Annotated in this window: 25 protein-coding genes and 3 pseudogenes; all 28 read right to left on the reverse strand. The window is 30.6% G+C overall.

Annotation, left to right across the window (positions count from 1 at the left end; translation table 11 throughout):
• Positions 1-73: 73 nt before the first annotated feature.
• Positions 74-565, reverse strand: a complete 492-nt coding sequence (locus F957_RS00960; protein ID WP_016660692.1) for an SMI1/KNR4 family protein — start codon at positions 563-565, stop codon at positions 74-76.
• Between the two features lie 44 nt (positions 566-609).
• Positions 610-891: a hypothetical protein gene (locus tag F957_RS00955; protein WP_016660693.1), complete on the reverse strand. Its 282-nt coding sequence runs from the start codon at positions 889-891 to the stop codon at positions 610-612.
• Entirely contained in the window at positions 881-1,192 is a 312-nt protein-coding gene (locus tag F957_RS00950; RefSeq protein WP_016660694.1) for a hypothetical protein, read from the reverse strand. Before F957_RS00950 ends, F957_RS00955 begins: the two co-directional genes overlap by 11 nt.
• Before the next feature lie 22 nt (positions 1,193-1,214).
• A complete protein-coding gene (locus tag F957_RS00945) occupies positions 1,215-1,523 on the reverse strand; it encodes a hypothetical protein (protein WP_004654905.1) in 309 nt (102 codons plus the stop codon).
• Positions 1,524-1,557: 34 nt separating this feature from the next.
• On the reverse strand, positions 1,558-1,896 hold the full coding sequence (locus F957_RS22000; RefSeq protein ID WP_228129640.1) for a hypothetical protein: 339 nt from the start codon (positions 1,894-1,896) through the stop codon (positions 1,558-1,560).
• A gap of 545 nt (positions 1,897-2,441) precedes the next feature.
• On the reverse strand, positions 2,442-2,879 hold the full coding sequence (locus tag F957_RS00940; RefSeq protein ID WP_016660695.1) for a hypothetical protein: 438 nt from the start codon (positions 2,877-2,879) through the stop codon (positions 2,442-2,444).
• Positions 2,880-3,038: 159 nt separating this feature from the next.
• Positions 3,039-3,522: pseudogene (locus F957_RS22005) on the reverse strand (DUF4265 domain-containing protein).
• Between the two features lie 211 nt (positions 3,523-3,733).
• A complete protein-coding gene (locus F957_RS00935; RefSeq protein ID WP_016660696.1) occupies positions 3,734-4,171 on the reverse strand; it encodes a hypothetical protein in 438 nt (145 codons plus the stop codon).
• A 71-nt stretch (positions 4,172-4,242) separates the two neighbouring features.
• Entirely contained in the window at positions 4,243-4,566 is a 324-nt protein-coding gene (locus F957_RS00930; protein WP_016541859.1) for a hypothetical protein, read from the reverse strand.
• 389 nt (positions 4,567-4,955) lie between these two features.
• Complete coding sequence (locus F957_RS22010; protein ID WP_228129641.1) at positions 4,956-5,198, reverse strand: hypothetical protein; 243 nt, start codon at positions 5,196-5,198, stop codon at positions 4,956-4,958.
• A gap of 10 nt (positions 5,199-5,208) precedes the next feature.
• Positions 5,209-5,577, reverse strand: coding sequence for a hypothetical protein (locus tag F957_RS00925; RefSeq protein WP_016660697.1), 369 nt, complete (start codon positions 5,575-5,577; stop codon positions 5,209-5,211).
• A gap of 137 nt (positions 5,578-5,714) precedes the next feature.
• Positions 5,715-6,398, reverse strand: a complete 684-nt coding sequence (locus F957_RS00920) for a hypothetical protein (RefSeq protein ID WP_016541860.1) — start codon at positions 6,396-6,398, stop codon at positions 5,715-5,717.
• Positions 6,395-6,949, reverse strand: a complete 555-nt coding sequence (locus tag F957_RS00915; protein WP_016541861.1) for an RHS repeat-associated core domain-containing protein — start codon at positions 6,947-6,949, stop codon at positions 6,395-6,397. Before F957_RS00915 ends, F957_RS00920 begins: the two co-directional genes overlap by 4 nt.
• A 51-nt stretch (positions 6,950-7,000) precedes the next feature.
• Entirely contained in the window at positions 7,001-7,432 is a 432-nt protein-coding gene (locus tag F957_RS00910) for a hypothetical protein (protein ID WP_005205275.1), read from the reverse strand.
• Positions 7,422-8,105: pseudogene (locus F957_RS00905) on the reverse strand (RHS repeat-associated core domain-containing protein); the annotation flags it as partial. The pseudogene F957_RS00905 and the gene F957_RS00910, both read right to left, overlap by 11 nt.
• Before the next feature lie 164 nt (positions 8,106-8,269).
• Positions 8,270-8,566: a hypothetical protein gene (locus F957_RS22015; protein ID WP_155762626.1), complete on the reverse strand. Its 297-nt coding sequence runs from the start codon at positions 8,564-8,566 to the stop codon at positions 8,270-8,272.
• A gap of 268 nt (positions 8,567-8,834) precedes the next feature.
• Positions 8,835-9,143, reverse strand: coding sequence for a hypothetical protein (locus F957_RS00895; protein WP_016541864.1), 309 nt, complete (start codon positions 9,141-9,143; stop codon positions 8,835-8,837).
• Between the two features lie 578 nt (positions 9,144-9,721).
• Positions 9,722-10,120, reverse strand: a complete 399-nt coding sequence (locus F957_RS00890) for a hypothetical protein (protein ID WP_016660698.1) — start codon at positions 10,118-10,120, stop codon at positions 9,722-9,724.
• A gap of 355 nt (positions 10,121-10,475) precedes the next feature.
• The gene (locus F957_RS00885; RefSeq protein ID WP_016660699.1) at positions 10,476-10,802 is read right to left on the reverse strand and encodes a hypothetical protein; all 327 of its coding nucleotides are present in this window, start codon (positions 10,800-10,802) and stop codon (positions 10,476-10,478) included.
• Positions 10,803-11,252: 450 nt separating this feature from the next.
• Entirely contained in the window at positions 11,253-11,732 is a 480-nt protein-coding gene (locus F957_RS00880) for a hypothetical protein (protein ID WP_228129642.1), read from the reverse strand.
• 86 nt (positions 11,733-11,818) lie between these two features.
• The gene (locus F957_RS00875; RefSeq protein ID WP_016541867.1) at positions 11,819-12,367 is read right to left on the reverse strand and encodes a hypothetical protein; all 549 of its coding nucleotides are present in this window, start codon (positions 12,365-12,367) and stop codon (positions 11,819-11,821) included.
• Between the two features lie 250 nt (positions 12,368-12,617).
• Positions 12,618-13,109: a hypothetical protein gene (locus F957_RS00870; RefSeq protein WP_016541868.1), complete on the reverse strand. Its 492-nt coding sequence runs from the start codon at positions 13,107-13,109 to the stop codon at positions 12,618-12,620.
• Positions 13,106-13,843: pseudogene (locus F957_RS22105) on the reverse strand (RHS repeat domain-containing protein); the annotation flags it as partial. The gene F957_RS00870 and the pseudogene F957_RS22105, both read right to left, overlap by 4 nt.
• 126 nt (positions 13,844-13,969) lie before the next feature.
• Positions 13,970-14,191, reverse strand: coding sequence for a hypothetical protein (locus F957_RS00860; RefSeq protein WP_016660700.1), 222 nt, complete (start codon positions 14,189-14,191; stop codon positions 13,970-13,972).
• On the reverse strand, positions 14,188-14,490 hold the full coding sequence (locus F957_RS00855; RefSeq protein WP_016541870.1) for a hypothetical protein: 303 nt from the start codon (positions 14,488-14,490) through the stop codon (positions 14,188-14,190). Before F957_RS00855 ends, F957_RS00860 begins: the two co-directional genes overlap by 4 nt.
• A 399-nt stretch (positions 14,491-14,889) precedes the next feature.
• The gene (locus F957_RS20950) at positions 14,890-15,423 is read right to left on the reverse strand and encodes a hypothetical protein (protein WP_016660701.1); all 534 of its coding nucleotides are present in this window, start codon (positions 15,421-15,423) and stop codon (positions 14,890-14,892) included.
• 297 nt (positions 15,424-15,720) lie between these two features.
• Complete coding sequence (locus tag F957_RS00845) at positions 15,721-16,248, reverse strand: hypothetical protein (RefSeq protein WP_016660702.1); 528 nt, start codon at positions 16,246-16,248, stop codon at positions 15,721-15,723.
• Positions 16,249-16,263: 15 nt separating this feature from the next.
• Positions 16,264-21,189 (reverse strand): RHS repeat-associated core domain-containing protein, encoded by a 4,926-nt coding sequence (locus F957_RS00840; protein WP_016541872.1) that lies wholly within the window; start codon positions 21,187-21,189, stop codon positions 16,264-16,266.
• Positions 21,190-21,193 lie beyond the last annotated feature (4 nt).

Genomic DNA, 21,193 nt, shown 5'->3' on the forward strand with positions numbered 1-21,193 from the left:
ACTTAAATTTTATCTCAACCTTCCTCAATCCGCATCTACTCAAGAAAATTATTTATTAGAAATATTTGAATGGTTACAAAGCATATAAATCTTTAGATATCGTAGTCATTGTTTGCTTAAATTTTTCTTGTTGATCTTTGCTTAAATTTTCATTTTTATCTAGTTCTTGTTCAAGTGCTTGATAGTGAAATGCCATTGTCAAAAAGTCTTTAAAGTTGATATTCAAACTTAAAAATTGATCAATACTCTGATACTCCCCTTGATTGTGATCATAAAACAATACTGATGGACTTTCTTCTTGATCTAAGAACCACTTGTCGCCTTGACCAGTGCAACCTATCACCCACACCTGTTGGGAAATTTTTGGATATTTTTCTTGGAGATGGTGATTCTCTTTTAAAGATTCTTCATATCCCCAAATGATAATATCGGGAATAATTTCATTGTTTTTAAACTTCTCCAAAAACTCAATATAGTCTTTATCGAGCGTTAAGACATGATTCATTCTTTTTATGATTTGATTTCTTTTTTCCAAATTTTCTTCAATCGCTTGACCTAAACTCATCGTCAATAGCCTTGCTTCACCTTTCAACATAGCTTACCAATTTTTTAAGTGTTTAAACTTTTAACAAAACAGTATTCATCACTATCCTCCAACAATTCTGGATGAAAACCAACAAAATAGTCCAACGTATCTGTTAATATTGCATAAAAAATGGATTCTTGCTCTATCTCTTTAGATAATCCTAAAAGAATATTGTACAAACCATTTTTATCTAAACAATTATCATCTTTTACTTCTATTAAAAAAATCAAAAAAAGCGTTATATCTTCGTATTCGTTCAAACTTTTCAAATAACTTTCTATATATTTTTTGATCTTAAAGTTCATTCTTCGGAATCCAATACTCTATATCTTCACAAGCTCTTTCTAAATCATCCATATCATCTTCTCCTAAACTAGTATCAAATTTGCTAGACAAAGTTTTTCTAATACCTGCTAGTCTTTCACAAATATTATTATCATCTATAAATTTAGTAGTTTCATTTGCATACTCAACATAAGAGTCAGGTAAGGTTTCAGCATAATGGGACCCCATCTTATGCAGTGAAATTAGTATATACTCTATCTCTTTTAAGACCTCTACCATTTCATCACATGAATAAGTTAAGGTTTTATTAACTTCCAACATAATACCTCCTTTAAAGAAAGTTCTACTCTTCATATCGGCAAAAAACCCAACCTTTATATGAAAGCAACTTGCCTATTGGCGTTTCTGACTTTTCTAAAGAAATTTTTTGTTTTAAAAACTGTGGATAAGCTGCCATTATTTCTGTAACAGCAATATCAATTATTTCATAATCTTCATCTTTGGGTTCTACATCTAAATAGCCATAAATAAATATAGTTTCATTATTAAAGTCGAATGCTACTGCTCTTACATTATTTGCAATAGCACCTAGAAAGCTTGTAAACACGACCAACTTTAGGTTATTAGCATTCATTTCAAAAAAATCAATCATAAATAAAAACCTTTAAAATTAAAAAAAATCATTTTCATATATTTTTTATTATTAAATTCTCAATTATTTCTTCGCATGCTTCTTTGATACTACTTATATTACTATCCTTCCCTATCATGAGCAGTCTTTCTATTAAATCCTTCCTCTCAAATCTAACCAACAACTCATACAAATAATTAAATGTATAGTAGTCAAGAAAACATTTACCTCCAGAGTTTTCAACAAAACCAACCAAAATACGATCAACTTCATTTTTATAAAAATTCACTACTTCTTTAGTTAGTATCGTATTAACTATCACTCTTTCCTCATCACTACCATCAACAGAAATATTTAAAATACACTCCATCAAACTTACATTAGAATCATACAATGTAAAACTATCCCTAATAAGAGTCAAAACAGAACACCTTACGTCTTTACTTTTATCATTTAAAAGAGAAAGATAATTATCACAAGTTAATCTATTCGCTAATATTTTAGAATTTTCATAATACTTTCCTATTCTGTGCGAAAATATAGAATAACCTTCAGAAAGAATATTATCATCACCATTTAAAATTTCATATTGAAGCTCACTGTATTCACATATATTTTTATCAATTAAGTGCAGAATTCCCTTCTCGCCGACCTCAACTACAATCCTCCTTAAAATAAAAAAAATTTATCTTTTAATTAACCAACAATTAAATAGCCGTATTTATAAAAAATTGTATAAAAATCAACTTAAACTTTTAACCACCATCACCTCATTTCGATCAATCATCAAATACTTTGCATAAAAATCAATCCCTAGCACCTTTCCTGTTCCATTCAAATATTCCTTTTTAATTAGAAACTCATCAACCCTTTTAACTAGGTTACAATTATCCAAGGAATTCTCAGGGAAATTAAGATATATATTTCCGTAATAGTTATTTACAAAATCCAAAGGAAAAACATATTTAACCTTATCACCAACCAGTTTGTCTGAAAAAAACAAAAACCAGAAAAACCACTTCTGAATAAATTTAGGTTTTCATCAAAAAAATCCTTATACTTTGAAACATCATAATAATAAAGACTCTTATCAACATAAAACTTTTCACTGTAAAATTTACTTTTATTGTAATTCAAAAATTTATTTTGACCAAAAGCACCTTTAAAATCCAAAATTTTTTCCAAAAAATCAAAATCACTAATTTTTACAGAATAATTAACTAAAAAATTTTCTTTCAAAAAATATTCATTAATTTCTAAATCAAAAAAATTAAACAAATCATCCTTCTCACCAATAATAATAACTCCAGAGTTACTTCTAAAATTATCGGGTATATCGATAAAATCTGGAACAGTATCAAAATAAAATTTTAGCATTCACATTCATCTCAAAAATTAATCCAACACTATAAAGTTATTTATTTTTTAAAAATACTCCAAGCCAGTTTATCAAATTTAAGTTACAGCTCCTCATCACTTACCATTAAACTACAAAAAGCTAATTATTCAAAAAATTCACTGATTAAAAATTTATAACTAACACTTTTTATCCCACCAATCCAGTAATGTTCCACCATCAAAATCTTCATAATTTTTATAAATATTAGTAAAAGCCCAGTTATTACCTGATATTTCACTGAATTTTACAAAAAAACTATTTACTCTTTGGATACCTTGAGTTGAGGAAACAGTAATAGCCATATTATTCCCACTCAAACAATCTATAGTTCCTTCTAAATAGTCTAAAAGTTCATTCTTAAAATCTTCATAATCCTCAAGAGTTAAATTCGCCTCATAAATATGTATATTAAAATTCCCACCTCGATGTATAACCTTTACGGGTTCTTCGCTATTAAAAAATTTAAAATATCACCTTTTGCTAAATTTAGAGCTAAGCTGGGGCAGATAGTAGCTTATAAGTGTTTACATCTATATCTTCTACAAGAACTTCCTCTGCTTTTGTATTACCAGAGCTAGTTTTTCCTGCATAAATATTTAATAATTTCAAGCTATCCCTCACTTATCAAACACTTCCAAGCACATAATAAAAACCCAACAAATATTTACACCACCTAATCAACATTAGAATTTAAAGCTATACCCCTCTTAAAAAACCTTATTTATGTTTCATAAAAAGTATAATTTTCAGAAAACAACCCGAATAAAAGACTTAACTTTAAAAATAAAAAATAATTAACTTGCATTATATTTTTTACTCCACCAATTCACTTTTAATTTAGCTCTAAAATTTTCTTATATATCACCTCTGTATGCGGATCAACTGAAATTAGTTTAAATGTATATTTTTTTGCTATAATTACAATCTGATAATCATGACTGTTAACAACGAAACACCTATAATCTTTAATGTTAACTTTAGAATACTCCCATTTCTTTCTTTTCTTTAAGTATTTTCTTATCACTTTAGAATCTAAAACCTCATATATAGATGACCTATACTCGGGCTCATCTATTAGGTAACTTCTAATTTCACTTTCAATTTTGACACTTAAAACATCATTAAAAAAAATCTCTCCGAGTTTATTTTTTATCAGCTCAGCATTATCATCCCAGCATGTAAAATAGGTAATTAAATCATCCCGATAATGTTGAGTAAAAACATGACATTGGGGATCTTGCCAAAAGGGAATTTCTATTTCAACAATCATCGGATTCTATTCACCATAAAAATATACTAAAAAATAAAGCTACTTAAATGGATAGCTATTCACCCCCTATTTCACCAGCTTGAAAGTTCTCCATCTTCATCTTGTATAGAAATAGTTGTATTATTACGTAACCAGCCAAAAAATCTAATTAAATCTGAAGTTACAGTTTCTCCATGTGAGGATACTTCAAAAAAAATATAATTCTCATGAAAGAAGAATCTAACATCATAAACCCAACCATTATCTCCACTTTCATCTTTCAAATAAACTACTTTCTTTTCCGTATCAAACACAGAAAAACTTTTTAATTCTTTAATTTTATCAACAACTTTCAACTTGTTTTTCTCGAACCACTCTTTATCATTGAATTTTATATACAACTCAGCTGACATCATTTAATCTCCGTGATTACGACCTAAAACTTGATAAAAATCTTTATACTTTTTATATCCATATCTGCTATTTCAATTTGTTCCAGCTTCATAAAAAACTTAACCATAACTAGACTAGCTCTACTCTTCATATCGACAGAAAATACAACACGTCAATTAATCAACATCAACCAATTATTAGTCATTAACAATACTCCCATAAAAGAATGTTTCTTCGTAAGAAAAAATAACCTCACTTTTATTAACTAAATAGGCAATACAATTTTCATCACTAGGGTAAAAAAAATCACTCCATGATTTTAAAAATATATATGGTGGAACAATTGCACAATTACACCTCCCCCAAAAGAATATTAAATATAAAACCCCTTTTAGCTTTTCTTTGAAAAAACTTAAAGCCTCATTCTCATCATCAAAATCAAGTTCTTTTTTTCTTTTAAGAAAAAAGAATCTCTCCCAATATCCATTAGATTATTAAAAGGAAATAATAAATCCCAAAGTTTTTTTGATTCTTCACTCATTATAAAAAAAATTTCTTTCTTTTCTTTATCTAATAAAGAGCAATCATCAGAGTTAAAATGCCATACTATTGGATATAGGTTTTCATCAAAAATTATTGAATTTCTACTTGCCATAAAAAATAAACTATTTAAATGAATATCCCTTTGCATGCACTTCAAAACAATGATCATATGTCCACAAAAGATATATATTTAATCCGCTACTATCACTATTAGACTGATCAAAATTAGAACCAGAAACATTTGAAAATTTTCTTTCAAAATCATCATATTGAATCAAATTAAAACTCTTTACATTATTAAACCTTATTAAAAAAGGTTCAGATATTCTAAAATCACTCCCATCTTCATTTTTTTTAACCATACTAAAGTTAATATTAATCTCTAGACTATTCCCATTCACATCAAAAACAAAATTATTTAACCAAAAATCTGTTCTTGAACATAAAATTCCAAATTTTGTTTGTATGGGTAAGAATGTTGATTCGGACATATAGATTTACCTGCGTCTGTTGTTGAAAACTTACGTAAATTTTCTTCTTTTTTGTATCTCTTCGGGAGTTGTCCACCTTACACTCGGCCTTTAAAGGTATTTATATTTAAAACTCACGAATTAAAATTAAATAAAAATCAAACATTCAGTTCATCCTTAAAAACATTTAATATCTCTAACATTTCATTTGTATTTTTTTCCAAAAAAGTAATACGGTCTACAACAACTTTTTCAAAGGAATTTTCAACACAAAAATTTAAATCTTCAACTAGCAAATCTAAAAACACCTTATCACCTAAAAAAAATAAATACAGATTTTCTTTTATATCAAAACCGAATAACAATCTTATACATGAATAAGAATCAACCCCAACATAACTTCCTTTTAGTAATAGCTTACTTTCACTATCACATTTAAAATCAATAATTTCCAGATAAATTCTTCTATCCTTATTATGAATTACCTTATAAAAAGTTTCCAAATCACTAAAAGGACCTACATAATGAGACAGATAAACATTTCTGCCACCTATATCACTTCTCAGATTTAAACTGTTTTTCAAGGAAAAACCTTTAAAATCATTTTGCCCGAAGTAACCAATCTTATTCATAATAAGTTTACTTCTATTATAAACATTATTTTCAAAGCCAAAACCTACAACACTTAAAGCCCCATATTTTTCAATAATTTCTTGCAACAACAAAAAACAATCTTCATATTTTTCACTATCAGACTTTATATAAAAGAAATATTTTGACTGAATTTCCTCACCAGAAATGATTTTAAATAAACTTGATTTTTCTATGTTAGATATAATCATGTTGGGCAACCACCTACGTATTTATTAGTATTTCTAGGGTTTCCATTCTCGTATGAAAAATGCTCCCCATTTTTACCATGATAATGTGGTTTTTCAAATGTCTTATCATCATGAAACTCATGTCCATCTTTATGAACCCCAATTGTACCAACCTTTTGACCATCTCTATATATTTCTTCAACATGTAAGCGCCCCGACTGCTTTAAAGATAAAGCCGATTGGGTCGAATCTTTATGTATTTGACTTTGATATGTTTGTGACGTTGGTATATTCTGTGAACGCATTGCTTCTCTTCTAGCTGCCCTTGAAGTTGTTAATGTTTTATCATTACCTGTCGCATTTCTTCTTGTATATATTTCTTTCGACCCAGATGGAGTTATTACTTCTTTTTGTTCTTTATCTAAACCTAATGAATCAATCCAACTTACAAGATTTGGCGCGTAAGCATAAACGTTGTTACCACCCAACAACCCAATCGGATCTTTAGAGATAAAACGCCCTAAATGAGGTATAGAGTAGCTGGAATGAATTAAACAATTTATTTCGATCATGACTGAGCACCGCTCAGTCTTTTTCTAAATTCTTAAAAACTTATTATTTTTCTAAAATATATCACATAATGCCTCAGATAATTTAGTCTTAATAGTTTCATCAGATATTCCTATTACTTTAAGCAGTGTAAAAGCCCAATCTAAACTATCACCAATCTCACTTGACGGAGGTTTAGTCCATAAAGGCAAAATTGAAAACTTTAACTCTGGCTGAACATTAACATCATATGAAATATTTTTTTCTTTCATACATTTTAGTATCTTAACCCTTCTATCAATTATTTCTGACTCAGCAACATAGCTTTCGCCATAAAACCAAAATAGTTTAGCGTCTTCAATAGATTCAGCGACATAATCTAAATGTACACTATTCAACAAAGGAATTATTTTATAGCAAAACTTTATGTATACAAAATATGCTTTTTCCAACTCCATATCTTCTATTTTTTCTATCAAGCTTGCTATTTCTTGATTACTTTTCACTACTATTAACTCCAAATTGCTTTAAAACATTATTACAACTACTACACGCTGGTTTATGTGTACCATGGCGTTTATCATTACCATTAATATTTACAACATCAATTGTAGCACCTTCAACATTTATACCCTTCTTTAATGCTTTATTAATTGCATCAACCTCCGCACAATTACCATGCCATGGAGCCTGTTCTTCTTCAGGAACGTTATTAAGTGCTTTCTTTAATTGTGGATGAACATTTTTATCTACTCTTCCACTTATACCACTAATATTAATACTTCCAACTTGTAAATCAGCTGCCGCACCTGATGTCTTACCAAGTTCAGATCTAGCTCTATCTGCTGTTAATTGTGCTGGCGTTTTCTTACGGTTTAAACCTAAAGGATCAATCCAACTTACAGGATTTGGCGCGTAAGCATAAACGTTATTACCGCCCAACAATCCAATCGGATCTTTAGAGATAAAACGTCCTACATAGGGCGAATAATATCGATAACGGTTGTAATGTAGCCCTGTTTCTTCATCAAAATACTGCCCTTGAAAACGAATGTTATTACTGATGATTTCTAAGTGTTCAAAGAAATTTGATTTAGCCTTCTCAGTCTTACACTCACCCCATGCCTTATACTCCGCCTTCCAAATGATCACACCAGACTGATCACTCATTTCTTGTGGTTAAGCAAGGATACTAGTAATAAAAATATCAACATTCTAACTTTTTTATTATTTTATCAGTTAATTTTATAAATACCGTTTTTTAATTTTTAGTCAAACTATGTGTAAACATTTCATTACCAACATAGCTTAATCTAATATTTACAAAGAAAAATGATATTAGTCTATTTTTTATTAAATGATTCTATCAAGCAAATTTTTCTCTCCATTTCATTAGCTTCATTTTCATTAAACTTATTTTCAAAAATAAAATAACTAATGGCGCCTTCAAAAAATGACTTCAAGAACTCAGAACAAATAAATTTTTTACGTAAATAAACAATATCTTTTGACGATATTTCAAGATTAACCATATCATCTTTAATTTTAATCAAAGTAAAATTTATGGCTTGTGAAGGAAAAACAACATCATAAATTCCTTTTTCAAAAAAATCTTCAAATCCATCAGCAACACCCCCCAAAACCAATTAATATCATCTACAACATTAGATCCAAAAATCTCACGCCCATAAAAAATAATTTTAATTTTACCTTCAACATAGTCCCAATCAACACCCGAGACTTGTTGATATGATGTAATTTCATTTATATCAATATAATATTCATTAATTTTGATCAGTGATTTAAATTCAATCATAAATCCTCTTAATAAAACCGCCCTACTCTTCCAGAATTCAATCTAACTTTAAAACAACTAAAATCAGCATTTCAAATAAATATAATCACAATCTATAAATAATTTTCAATAACTTTCTTAATACTTTCCTTCAAGTCTTTTATATCCAGACATTCATATTTTACAATTGGAAAATCCCAATTCATATCTTTTATTAGAATCACTCTAAACACTCCATTTACATCCAAATCAGGATACCACCCAACATCTAAGATTTCACTATTAGTAAAATCAACTTGCAACAAATCCTGAGATAAATCAAATACTGTATCTTCATTTACCTCAAAATCATCATCAATCCAAGAAATAGAATCATGACTTACAATACCATTTCTAATATCAATATCCCACCAGATTGCCATTTCTTACCTCTTCAAATATTTGTTGTATGTATCTTCAGATATAGGATGTCCATGGATTACTCCTTGCGAACACTCTATAGGCTTATATGCTGTTTCTTTACCATTATTAGCTATCAATTTAATTTATTTAAAACCATAATAAAAATATCAACACTCTAAGTTTTTATTATTTTATCAATTAATTTCTTAAATACCATTTTTCTAATTTTTTAGCCAAGCTATGTATAAACATTTCATTACCTAAATAGCTTAATCTAATATTTACAAAGAAAAAGGATATCAGCCTACTTTTTTATTAAACGATTCTATCAAGCAAATCTTTCTCTCTATTTCAAAGGAAAACAACATCATAAATTCCTTTTTCAAAAAATCTTCAAATCTATCAGCACCCCAACTATAACTTACTGGAATATCAGTTAACTTCAAATCTACTGTAGAAATTCTCTTAATCATCTTAGTCAATTTTCTGAAAAATTATACACGTATTTGTTGGGTATTTTTTCAATACACCAAGAAAATCAAAACTCTAAATTCATATAAAACTTCAAACTCTATTTTTTAAATAGGTCAACTAAAAGTCAAATTATCACATAGATAGACAATATCTCCTCATGATAATTCTCAACCACCCACTGATTATCTCTTTGTATTATCCAAAAATCCCAATCCTCATCAAAAATATTACTTATATTTTCAATAACAAATTCTATATCACACACAATAGAATATTTATTAAAATTCGACCAAAACACCTCAACAATTTCATCAGATTTTTTTGTGGTTAAAAAATCAGATATAATATTAACAATAGTTTCTCTATCATCTTCAACTTTTAAAAACAATTTATTTGTTTCACTATTAATAACACCATAGCTTTCCACCATCAACCCTAAACTAATAATTCTTTGTTCTAAATCAATAGCACTCAATTCAACTTTATTTAATAAAAATTTATCAATAAATGAAGGAATAATCACTACGTGTTCCTCTTCAAAAGAGTTATAAATGTTTTTCATTACTATGAAGTTTTACAACATGCGATTTATCACAACTTCCTTACATGATATCAAAACAAGAATGATTTTCAGGATCTTTTTCGCATAAAATTCGTATTAGCAACTTAATCAAATCATTAGAAACCAAAATTTCAATATAAATATAATAATATCAAAAAAAACCAATTCAAATTTACTTCTAAGCTTTAACTAAAAATTACACATCATGAAAATAAAAATTAAAAAAATCTTAGAAATAACATTTATAAAAAACCAACCACAAAATGGTTTTTCATATGGCGGGCTTACTCTTAGATCGTTCACTCTTATATATTAATCACCTCATAAAGACAGTTTCTTTAAGTTCTACATTATAAATTTCGTAATAAAACTGTACACCCCGTCCGTTTTGATACATTCCTTGATTAGGAATTTCAAATGGTATTCCATCAATAAAATTTTCAACGTTTGGAATAAAACCTATTGATGCATATTTTTGATTATTTGAAATTTGCAACCACACTACATATTTCTTCAGATCCCATTCCCCTTTGGAAATTTCCTCAAATTTTCGCTTAGCATCCTCAATAACTAAAAGATAAGATCCCGTGATTTCGTGATACTCATTTCTATTAAAAAGTTCTCGCCATTCTTTATTACTCATAACTCATAATCGCCTTTTGGACTGTTAACTTTAAATTTTCCGCTTGGTGTTCCTAAATATGAATATGGCAACGATTCTTTAATCTTGCGACCATAGTTATTCTCTGATCAGCTAAAGAAAAGTTATCATTATTTATGTTGTATTTTCCTTTTCAGCTTTGCCACTTCGAGCATATGAGTCATATAACGCAAGGTCTTACACTCAAGCGTTGCTTTGCAGAAATGAGCCACCACGCCTTATACTCCGCCTTCCAAATGACAGCACCAGAATGATCACTCATTTCTTGTGGTTAAACAAGGATACTAGTAATAAAAATATCAACATCCTAACTTTTTTATTATTTTATCAATTAATTTTATAAATACCGTTTTTTTAATTTTTTAGTCAAGCTATGTGTAAAAATTTCATTACCAACATAGCTTAATCTAACATTTACAAAGAAAAATGATATTAGTCTATTTTTTTATTAAATGATTCTATCAAGCAAATTTTTCTCTCCATTTCATTAGCTTCATTTTCATTAAACTTCTTTTCAAAAATAAAATAACTAATGGCACCTTCAAAAAATGACTTCAAGAACTCAGAACAAATAAATTTTTTACGTAAATAGACAGTATCTTTTGACGATATTTCAAGATCAACCATATCATCTTTAATTTTAATCAAAGTAAAATTTATAGCTTGTGAAGGAAAACCAACATCATAAATTCCTTTTTCAAAAAAATCTTCAAATCCATCAGCAACAAACCCCCAAAACCAATTAATATCATCTACAACATTAGATCCAAAAATCTCATGCCCATAAAAAATAATTTTAATTTTACCTGCAACATAGTCCCAATCAACACCCGAGACTTGTTGATATGATGTAATTTCATTTATATCAATATAACTTTCATTAATTTTGATCAGTGATTTAAATTCAATCATAAAGCCTCTTAATAAAACCACCAAATTCCTTCATGATTTAAACTAACTCTTAAAATTTACTAAAATCAGAATTTAAAACAAAATTACTAATACATATAAGTATTATCGGTTCTATAGCCCTCTATCTCTTTATACATATTTTGGTTTTCACCATTTAAACCATCCGCATAACTCCCTAACAACTCAATACAAAAAACTCTTAACATATTTCTTAAATGATTATTATCTAATGAGTAAAATTCCTCATATATTTCATAAAAAACAAAATCCAGATTATCTTTATTAACCAAATAAATACCATTCCAAGCAAGTGGATATGCCGCATAAGAAAAATATAACTTAGTTATTAAGTACAATACTGCTGATATAAAGTCTTTAATGTATATTCCATTAACCAAATTAAAACTATCGTGTGTTAAACAGCCAGACAAATAATCAGTTATCACAACTTCGTAATCATCACTAATCTCTTCAGAAGAGTTATAGTGATTTTCAATATATTTTAACTCAGCAGTATCTATATCTTTTTTTTCAAAACCTGCAACTAACTTAGGGTGAACCCAAACTTCAAAGAACTCATCACTCAACCATTCCTTTAACGTTGATATTTCAATTTTTTCATTTAAAAACCTCATGTAGACTTCCCATTTGATGGAACTTTCGTTGATGAAAATTTACAAATACACTATTATTACTAATTTTTCAATCTAGTTTTTTATACAATTCTATCGAACTTGAAGACACCATTTATAATATTGGCACAAAGTTCTATTCCCCGTATATATTGTATTTACAAATGCATTTCCATTCCAACCATAGAAAGTTTCATGTTCATTCCCTACATAGTGGTTTATGCATATATTTTAAAAAATAGAAACTACTATACTAAGAAGTCTTATTTCTTATAAAATTCTCTATATTAACAAATAAATCGTTATTTCCATCAGCAACATAGTCATCTAACTTATGATAAACATCCAGAAAGATAAGATTTAAAAAAAATGCTACATCTAAAATATTATTCAATGTATAAGTCTTCATAACAACCAATCTATTTTTTTTTGAGACTTCATACAAACCTAAACCTAGTTCATATTCAAAACTTTTGTAAGTCTCACCATCAACTTCAGGGTAAATCGAAATATCAACAACAAAACTATAAGCTAAGTTATTTATTTTTCTATCAAATTTTGCATAAAAAATATTTTTGTACAAATAAATTTCTGACATTTGAAATTTATCATCTTCATTCAAATTATTTAACCAATCAAGATTAATATTATAAAGATAATTTTTAACAACCAACCAATTAGATAAAATTTTCAAAGGTACTAATTGCTGGCTAATTAAATAAAACTCTAAGTTATTTGCGTTCATTTCACTACCTTTTTCATATAACTATCATAACGTTGCTTCGAAATGGGATGCCCATGAAATTCATTCGTTGATGAGACTTCTATTCTCATATATTGGGTGGTTTTCCCTTCATTAAAACCAATGTTTCTTCCTGCATCATAAATATAATAATGTGAACCTTTATTATCACCTAAATCAACTCTATATCCTTTATTTAAACCCTCTTTTTCAAGCCTATTTCTATATGCCGTAACTTGGGCTATATTTGCCTGACACTTACTCATATCCCAATATTGTGCCTCTTTTTTCGAAATATCTTGAGCCTGTGTTTTGCACTTTGCCATTGTATGCTTAATATAAGGTGCTGATCTAGAAGTCTGTCTTCTCGCTCGATCTTCTTTAGTTTCTTGAACTGACTTAAAACTTAAACCAGTAGGGTCTATCCAAGTAATTGGACTTAAACCATATTGATAGTAATTACTTCCGCCCAACAGCCCAATCGGATCTTTACTTACAAATCGTCCTACATAGGGCGAGTAATAACGATAACGGTTATAATGCAGGCCTGTTTCTTCATCAAAATACTGCCCTTGAAACCTAATGTTGTTTGAAATAATTTCTGAGTTTTCAAAGAAATTTGATTTAGCCTTCTCAGTCTTACACTCACCCCACGCCTTATACTCCGCCTTCCAAATGATCGTACCAGACTGATCACTCATTTCCTGTGACGTGCCTAAATGATCATAATGGTAGAATCAGATGGCCTCAAAGCCTCGGCTTTTTTTGTGGCTTTCCACAATAAATTATCCCAATATAAAGAAGCTCAATGACTTATCACTGAGCTTTGTATAATTTAAAACATATGGGTTCAGTCTTTCAGTTTATTCATTTGAAAATACTATTAAACGGCCTTCGGGGTATTTCCCCTCCCATCCACATGGCCAGCCTCCTGCTAAGTAGACTGCAAGTACTTCATTAAAAAAATTATTATCTAGTTTTGTATAGTCATTAAAAATAATCTTTGTAAAATCATCATAAATGCTATCAATTAAGTATGGGAGAGCTTCATTTAACTTCGTATCATGAATAACTCTTTCATTCATTTTTTTCCTACGAAGTTAAAAATTTTAGTTGTTAAACCATCAATATCATTATTTTTCTCCATATACAACTCATCCATATTTACAATTTCATCTGATCTAACCACATCCCACTCTTGAAGCTCTACTTGCCCATAGCTTTCTATTCGAAAATTAAAAATGTTATCCGCTAATATCGGATCATTAATCTTGAGGTATTCGAAGTTTAATTTTGATTCATTTAATGGATTTTCCAAAAAACCACCATTTTCTAAAAAATTTATAATTAATGAATTAACATTTTCTTCTAATTGCTTACTCATTTTAAGCTCCTCTTGCTGCATTTTTAATTGCACTATTAATAGAGCTATTGCTTTTTCACGACAACAATTGCTTCCATCCACTCTTTAGAATGTGGAGTTAATCGTTTCAGCTCAAATGCTTTATTGGGCATCTGCTTTATACTCCCAATAAAACACTTATTCAAACCTAATACATCGATCCATTGTGTAGAACTTGGAGCATATTGATAGGAATCAATGCCACCATCTAACCCAATAGAATCACGACTAACGAATCATCCCATATACGGCTAATAATAACGATAGAGATTGTGATGTAATCCTATTTCTTAGTCGAAACATTGACCTTGAATTAGAACTAGCAATAAAAAAACCAGTATTTTAATTTGTTTTTTTATTTATATAAAATCAATTTTTATTTTAATATGCGATCACTTCCTCTTCAAGAGGTGATACTTTAAATTTTACAGACATAAAACATTGAACTAAAATATTCAAATTAATCTGCAACCCTTTCCCAAACTGTAAAACCTTGCCACCCACCTGTAATAATTTTTTCGTATCAAAACAATATAACAAATAATCCTCATTATCTAAAAAATTTAATTTTTTTATAATTAAATCTAAAAAAACAACATCAAATAAAATAGCGTTTTTCTTATTATAAAATAAAAAAAACAATTTATTATCATCAGAAAACCACTTTAAATCATCTAATGCTTTTTCAAAATCAGTGTAATTCCTATATTTTTCACTTAAAATTAAATCATTATCAAAATGAATTACTTTATTTTCATTTTTAGAAATATAATTCTCCCAAATTGACTCGCTAGGTATAACATCAAAAAATTGAATAGAATTCAAAATATGTTTATCAACATTTGATGATTTTAGATCCTGATATATTATATACAATCTTTCTTTAGATAGGTTATACAATTCTTCTTTATTCATTTTATTCACCTTTCCTTAACGGAGGTACTGCACCTTTACTATCAAAGAAAATATGTCCCTTACCACAATTATTTGAACTTTTAGCATTTTACTAAAATCTTTCCATTTTAGTAAAGGCTGCTTACCTACGTGGAGCTTATTTTGAGATAACGTAAAGCATTAATGGTGAATTGAGCTGATTTTTAAAATATATAGCATAAAATTTATGCTTCCACCTGTTTAGACAGAAGCATTGTTGAGTTTATTGTATTTATAAATAGCTAAACGAAAGTAAATAGACTTACACCTGTGATCATCTTATTCATAAAAAAACTCTATAAAATATTCTATATCTTCAACGGCCGCTTGTATTTCCAAATTCGCCCTAACTTCTTTAATAAATCCTTCAACATACCCACCACTATCTTTTCTAGGATTTAAATTATATTTATTAATAATTAGCTCTTGAATTAAATTAATTGCCTCTAAGAAACCATATATATTTTTTGAAATAATATGAAGTGTGTCACCTGCAATGCATGCTCCAACTTTTCCAGATTCATTCTCAATATAAACAATATTAGTATCATGCTGTGTTAAAAACACTGTACTATCTCTATCGAATATATCACTAAACATATACTGAATTTCTTGAATAGAATCACTTCCTAGAAAATCATTAATATTTCCTCCAATATCAATATTGAAATCACATTCAGGAATAGAATTTTTATAAATTAAAAATTGATCATTATCTGGCTCACTTTTCTTAATCAAAAATGATGATTCACCATATATCTTTTGATTATTTATACTAATTTTTTCCAATAAATTGATAAGATTCATATCTATTCCTAAAAATTAAATTTTACAGCCTTTGTTAAACTGATTAATCATCGTTTCGCGATCAATTAGTCTTCCACGCGATACATTTGTGGTACTTCCTCTATGACCTTGATTTGAATGAAAATGCTCATTATATGCATTTGGCATAGGGCTACTATTTGGATGCTTTGGGTTTTCTAAGAATACAATATTTCTTGGGTCACCTTTCCAATTTTCTCCTAATGCTCCATTATTTTTTACACTATTGATATGATGTCCTGTATAACCTAAATTTGACATTACCGAAGACAACTTTCCTTTTCCACTTCCACTAGGTGTACGTAATATTGCACTTAATTCAGTTGCACTCCAATCTCTTGTTCCACTACCTGTTGTTTGGATCAACTGCTTTTCTAAGGCCCATGCCCTATCAATTGCATCCTGTCTACTTCCAGCCATTGGAGTGACTTTATCAGGCTTATATCTCACTAAGTTACAAGGTGCCAATCCATATGGATCTATCCACTGTACTGGGTTAGCAGTATATGCATAAATATTTATACCACCAAGCAACCCTATGGGATCTTTACTAACAAACCGCCCCACATAAGGTGAATAATAACGATGCCTATTGTAATGCAGCCCAGTTTCTTCATCAAAATACTGCCCTTGAAAACGAATGTTATTACTGATGATTTCTGAGTTTTCAAAGAAATTGGATTTAGCCTTCTCAGTCTTACACTCACCCCACGCCTTATACTCAGCCTTCCAAATGATCGTACCAGACTGATCACTCATTTCCTGTGGTGTACCCAAATGATCACAATGGTAGAACCTGATATCATCAAAGTCTCGGCTTTGTTTCATCGTTTTCCACAAGGGATCTTTGTAGACACTGTACTGCTGATCTGTCCAATCTGGGGTTTGGTGTAATTCTATCGGACTTGAATACACCGCTTGTAACATCGGTACAAAGCTGTCTTTTTCGTAAATGTAGTGTTTAGTTGCTTGCTCTGTCGATTCATAGGCAAGTGTATCGCCATCCCAACCATAGATAATATTATGTTCATCCCCTGTATGATGCTGCTTACTACGTTTTTGGATACGGCGACCTAACGCATCATAGCGATACTCTGCAGTAAATTGGCTGTTTCGACTCTTGATCATTCGCCCATAGACATCCCATTCAAGGTTTAAATCACCCTGACTGGATTTTTGTCGAATCAATTGCCCATATGCATCATACTGGTATTGTTGGTCTAAGTATTCCTTTACAACATTGTTGACGAGTCGGTTATAACCATAGCCTTTTTGTTCCGCTATATGTTGATGGCTTTTGGCTTTATCATCGTTGTAACGATTAATAATATTGCTGGCAGGGTCAAAACTAAAGGTTTCTTTACCGAGTTTACTACTGGCTTCAAGTAAGCGTCCAACAGGGTCATATTTATATGCAATGTTGCCACGACGTGTATCTTTGATCGCAGTCAGCTCACCTGTTTTATCGTATTGATATAGTCGTTGTACCAATTGGCTAGTTTGTTGTAGTGCATTGTTCTTTTCTTGGTTTGGGACTTTGTATTGGTTTTGGTAACCATTGTCATGCTCATTGAGCATGATTTGGCTGTGTAATCGCCCTGCTAAGTCAAACTGTTGCTCTTGGCTAACCCCATTTGCATAGTGGCGAACAACTTCACGATGTAGGTCATCTCGCTCAAAACTCACCAAATCCTGTCCATTCACAATCAGGCTTTGTACATGACCTGTACCATAGGTCAGCCAATCTATATTTTGTCCATCAGGGCGTATGGTTTTGATTCGATCATTGATTTCATCATAATTATGCTTCCATACCGCTGTCTTATGCGTTTTATAATCCTGTTGGTGTTCTTTGATTACATTGCCAGCAGCATCGTAGAACCACTGTAAATTACTCTCGGCATTTTTTGCTTGTATGAGATTACCTAAATAATCATAAGCAAATTCTTCGGTTTGTTTTGCTTCAAGCTCTAAACCATCGTGACCATAGCCTGCTGTTCGTTGTTCCAAACGTCCCATACTGTCAAAAATGAATTGTTGAATTCGATCTTTGGGTGCTGCACGATCTTTCAGATCTTGCCCATAGGCAGATGCAACTTCAATACTTGTAGTCAAACGACCATTCAATTCATCGTATTGATAAAGAGTTTCTTTAGCATCAAAATCGATTTCTTTAACTAAGCGCCCGCCTGCATCATAAATGAATTCGTAGTTTGCACCATTTTCATTGGTTAATCGCTTTAAACGGCTTAAACGATCCCATTGATATTTTAAAGTATGATTTAAAGCATCTGTGCGTTTGCTAATTAATCCAGCTGCATCATATTCATATTTCGTGATGTGTTGCTTCGGATCTATATGAGCAAGCAATCGTCCTTCAGCATCATGCACAAAATGTTCTATAGAACCATCAGCATGCTTAATTTTTTCTAATTGCCCAAAGGCATTTAAGGCTAAACCGTTGATCAAAGGTTCACGTTTTTCTGTAGTCAATTCAGTGTAGAAATATTCAACTTTTTGTTTTAATGCATTTTCAACAGACTTAACTCGTCCTCGCTCATCATATTGCCATTGGGTTACTTTGCCTGAACAATCGGTATAACTCAGTAAATTGCCTTGATCATCATATTCTAAAGCTTTACGTCCGCCTTTAGCATCAGTGATATTGGTCACTAACCCCATTGCGTTATAGGCATAGGCTGTTTCATGTTTTAGTGGATCAATTTCTTTGATTAAATTACCCGAACCGTCGTATTGTTTAAACCAGCGACCTTGCTCTGCATCGACCATCCCAATCAAATTATCTTTGTCATCATATTCAAAGTAAGTTGTTGCACCATCTGCTTGCGTTGTCGTAAGGACATTACCTCGTTCATCATAGCTATAAACTGTTTCTGTGCCATCTGTAGCCACATGTGAGGTAATATTTTTTGCATCATCCCTAAAAAACCATTCCTGTAAATTATCTGGATAAATAATACGATAGGTATAGCCTGTAATGCCGTAGTAATGTTCGGTCACATTACCATCTATATCAGTTACGGTAGTAACACGTACATTCTCATCCCACTCAAGTTTTCTTGCCGAACTATAATCATCAGCCCACTCTTCAATAGCCTTTGAGCTTGGTAATTTTCCATCCCATTTCAAATTCATACCACGTTTTGTCAAGTCTGTATAACGAGTAAGAAGATGGTGTTGGTAGGTATATTGGTAAGAAGCACCAAATTCATTGGTTGCTTGGATCAGATCAGCTTGATCATTGTATAGATATGCAGATAACTGACGTTCTAATTGCCCATCCTTCACCAACCATATTTCATCAACCAATTTGTTTTGATTCAGCTTTAAAGCAAGGTGCGCTAAGATATTTTGCTCTTGTTTAAATATAATATCGGATAAATAGCTTTCATCATCAATGCGATGATCATAACGTAAACCTACGCTAAATCCATTTTGGCGCTCTATAGAAACTAGTCTAAATTCATTTTTATATTTTTGGTAATAACGAGATTCATTTGAACCAAATGTAATTGCACGAATATCATCAGAAACTACTGTATAGGTAAAAGTTTCAATTTCATCGTAAAAGCTTTGCCCAACCTTTAATTCACGTAGCTTGATAGGACGACCATCTATTCCAATATACTCCCAACCTTTCAGTTCAATATTTTGTTTTGGTTCTTTTTCATTATATTGACTACATTGTACAATTTTACTGCTAAATGGCGTGGTCCAACGTGCGCCAAATATGGATTGGTCATACTGATATAGGTTCGAAATATAAGAACGAGCCAGTGGCTCAACCACTAATGGATGAATCAGTGCATCATCATGCGTTAAAAACTCAGTTCCCATTGCAAATGAGATAGAACCGCCTGTTCCACCCTTACAGTTTTTACATTTATTGGCATTTTTAGTTGCAGGATGTTCATCCCTAGATTTTTCTAATTTATTATTGTTCTTTGCATTTTTTGCCTGCGTTGTCTGTGTGTTTTTCACTTGAGTTGACTTCGTCTTTCTGAATCGAGAAGCGCCTAATCTCAATATCTCAAATAACCATCCTATTGTTTGCGGTTCAGCTTTATTTCCTAGTTTTCTGATTTTGGCATTGGCAGTCACACCTACTTTACTGATTGTTGCACCCACATTTAAAACGGGCTGTTTTAAATGTGGCGGAACAAGCATTGAAACGACTTTAGCATTGTTATTTACATTAGTTTTAAACAGTGCCTTACCCCAGTTTTCAGTCATATAAACTAAGTTTTTACCTGCTCGGACAAGATCTCCACTTTTTAATCCTTTAGCAACTCCTGCAGCTTGTTGTTGTGCCCGTGTCGCATTTGCACCAGCATTGGTAAACACTTTACCCTGTGTCACCACACGAACAATTCCTCCATTAATTTCAGTAGTTGCTCCTTGAATGGTATTTCCACATGATCCTAAAATAGAGTTGAGTTGCGTCAAACCCGATGCACAAAATTTTTCAATATTCCCTGCAACTTGATCATTTAAATGTTTACCAATAACAGTAATTACCGCTTCAGCTAACGCAGCTTTTCCAACCCTCTTTACTTCTTGGCGTACTAAAAACAATGCAGGTCGAGCTGAGGTACGAATTGCTGTTGTACCTGGTACAGGAGCAACACCTATTAAATCAATACCTACAGTTGTCCAATCAAAAACATCAGCATTCTGATAACCTTTTTCATAAATTTGGAAAATGTCTGTAACTACATCAATTGCAGCCATAACATTCCCAATAATCGGTACAGTCCCTAATACATTGCTAACTAAGTTCAAACCAACGAGTTGGTGAGTATGGTCTAGTAACCACTTATCAATTTTTTGCTTTGAATTATTGATATCTTTAATAGATACTTCATTGAGGGGTTTTACAACTTCTGTTTTTGGTTGAGCCATTGTA

This window comes from Acinetobacter gyllenbergii CIP 110306 = MTCC 11365 (genome assembly GCF_000413855.1).
In the GTDB taxonomy this organism is placed as follows: Bacteria; Pseudomonadota; Gammaproteobacteria; order Pseudomonadales; family Moraxellaceae; genus Acinetobacter; species Acinetobacter gyllenbergii.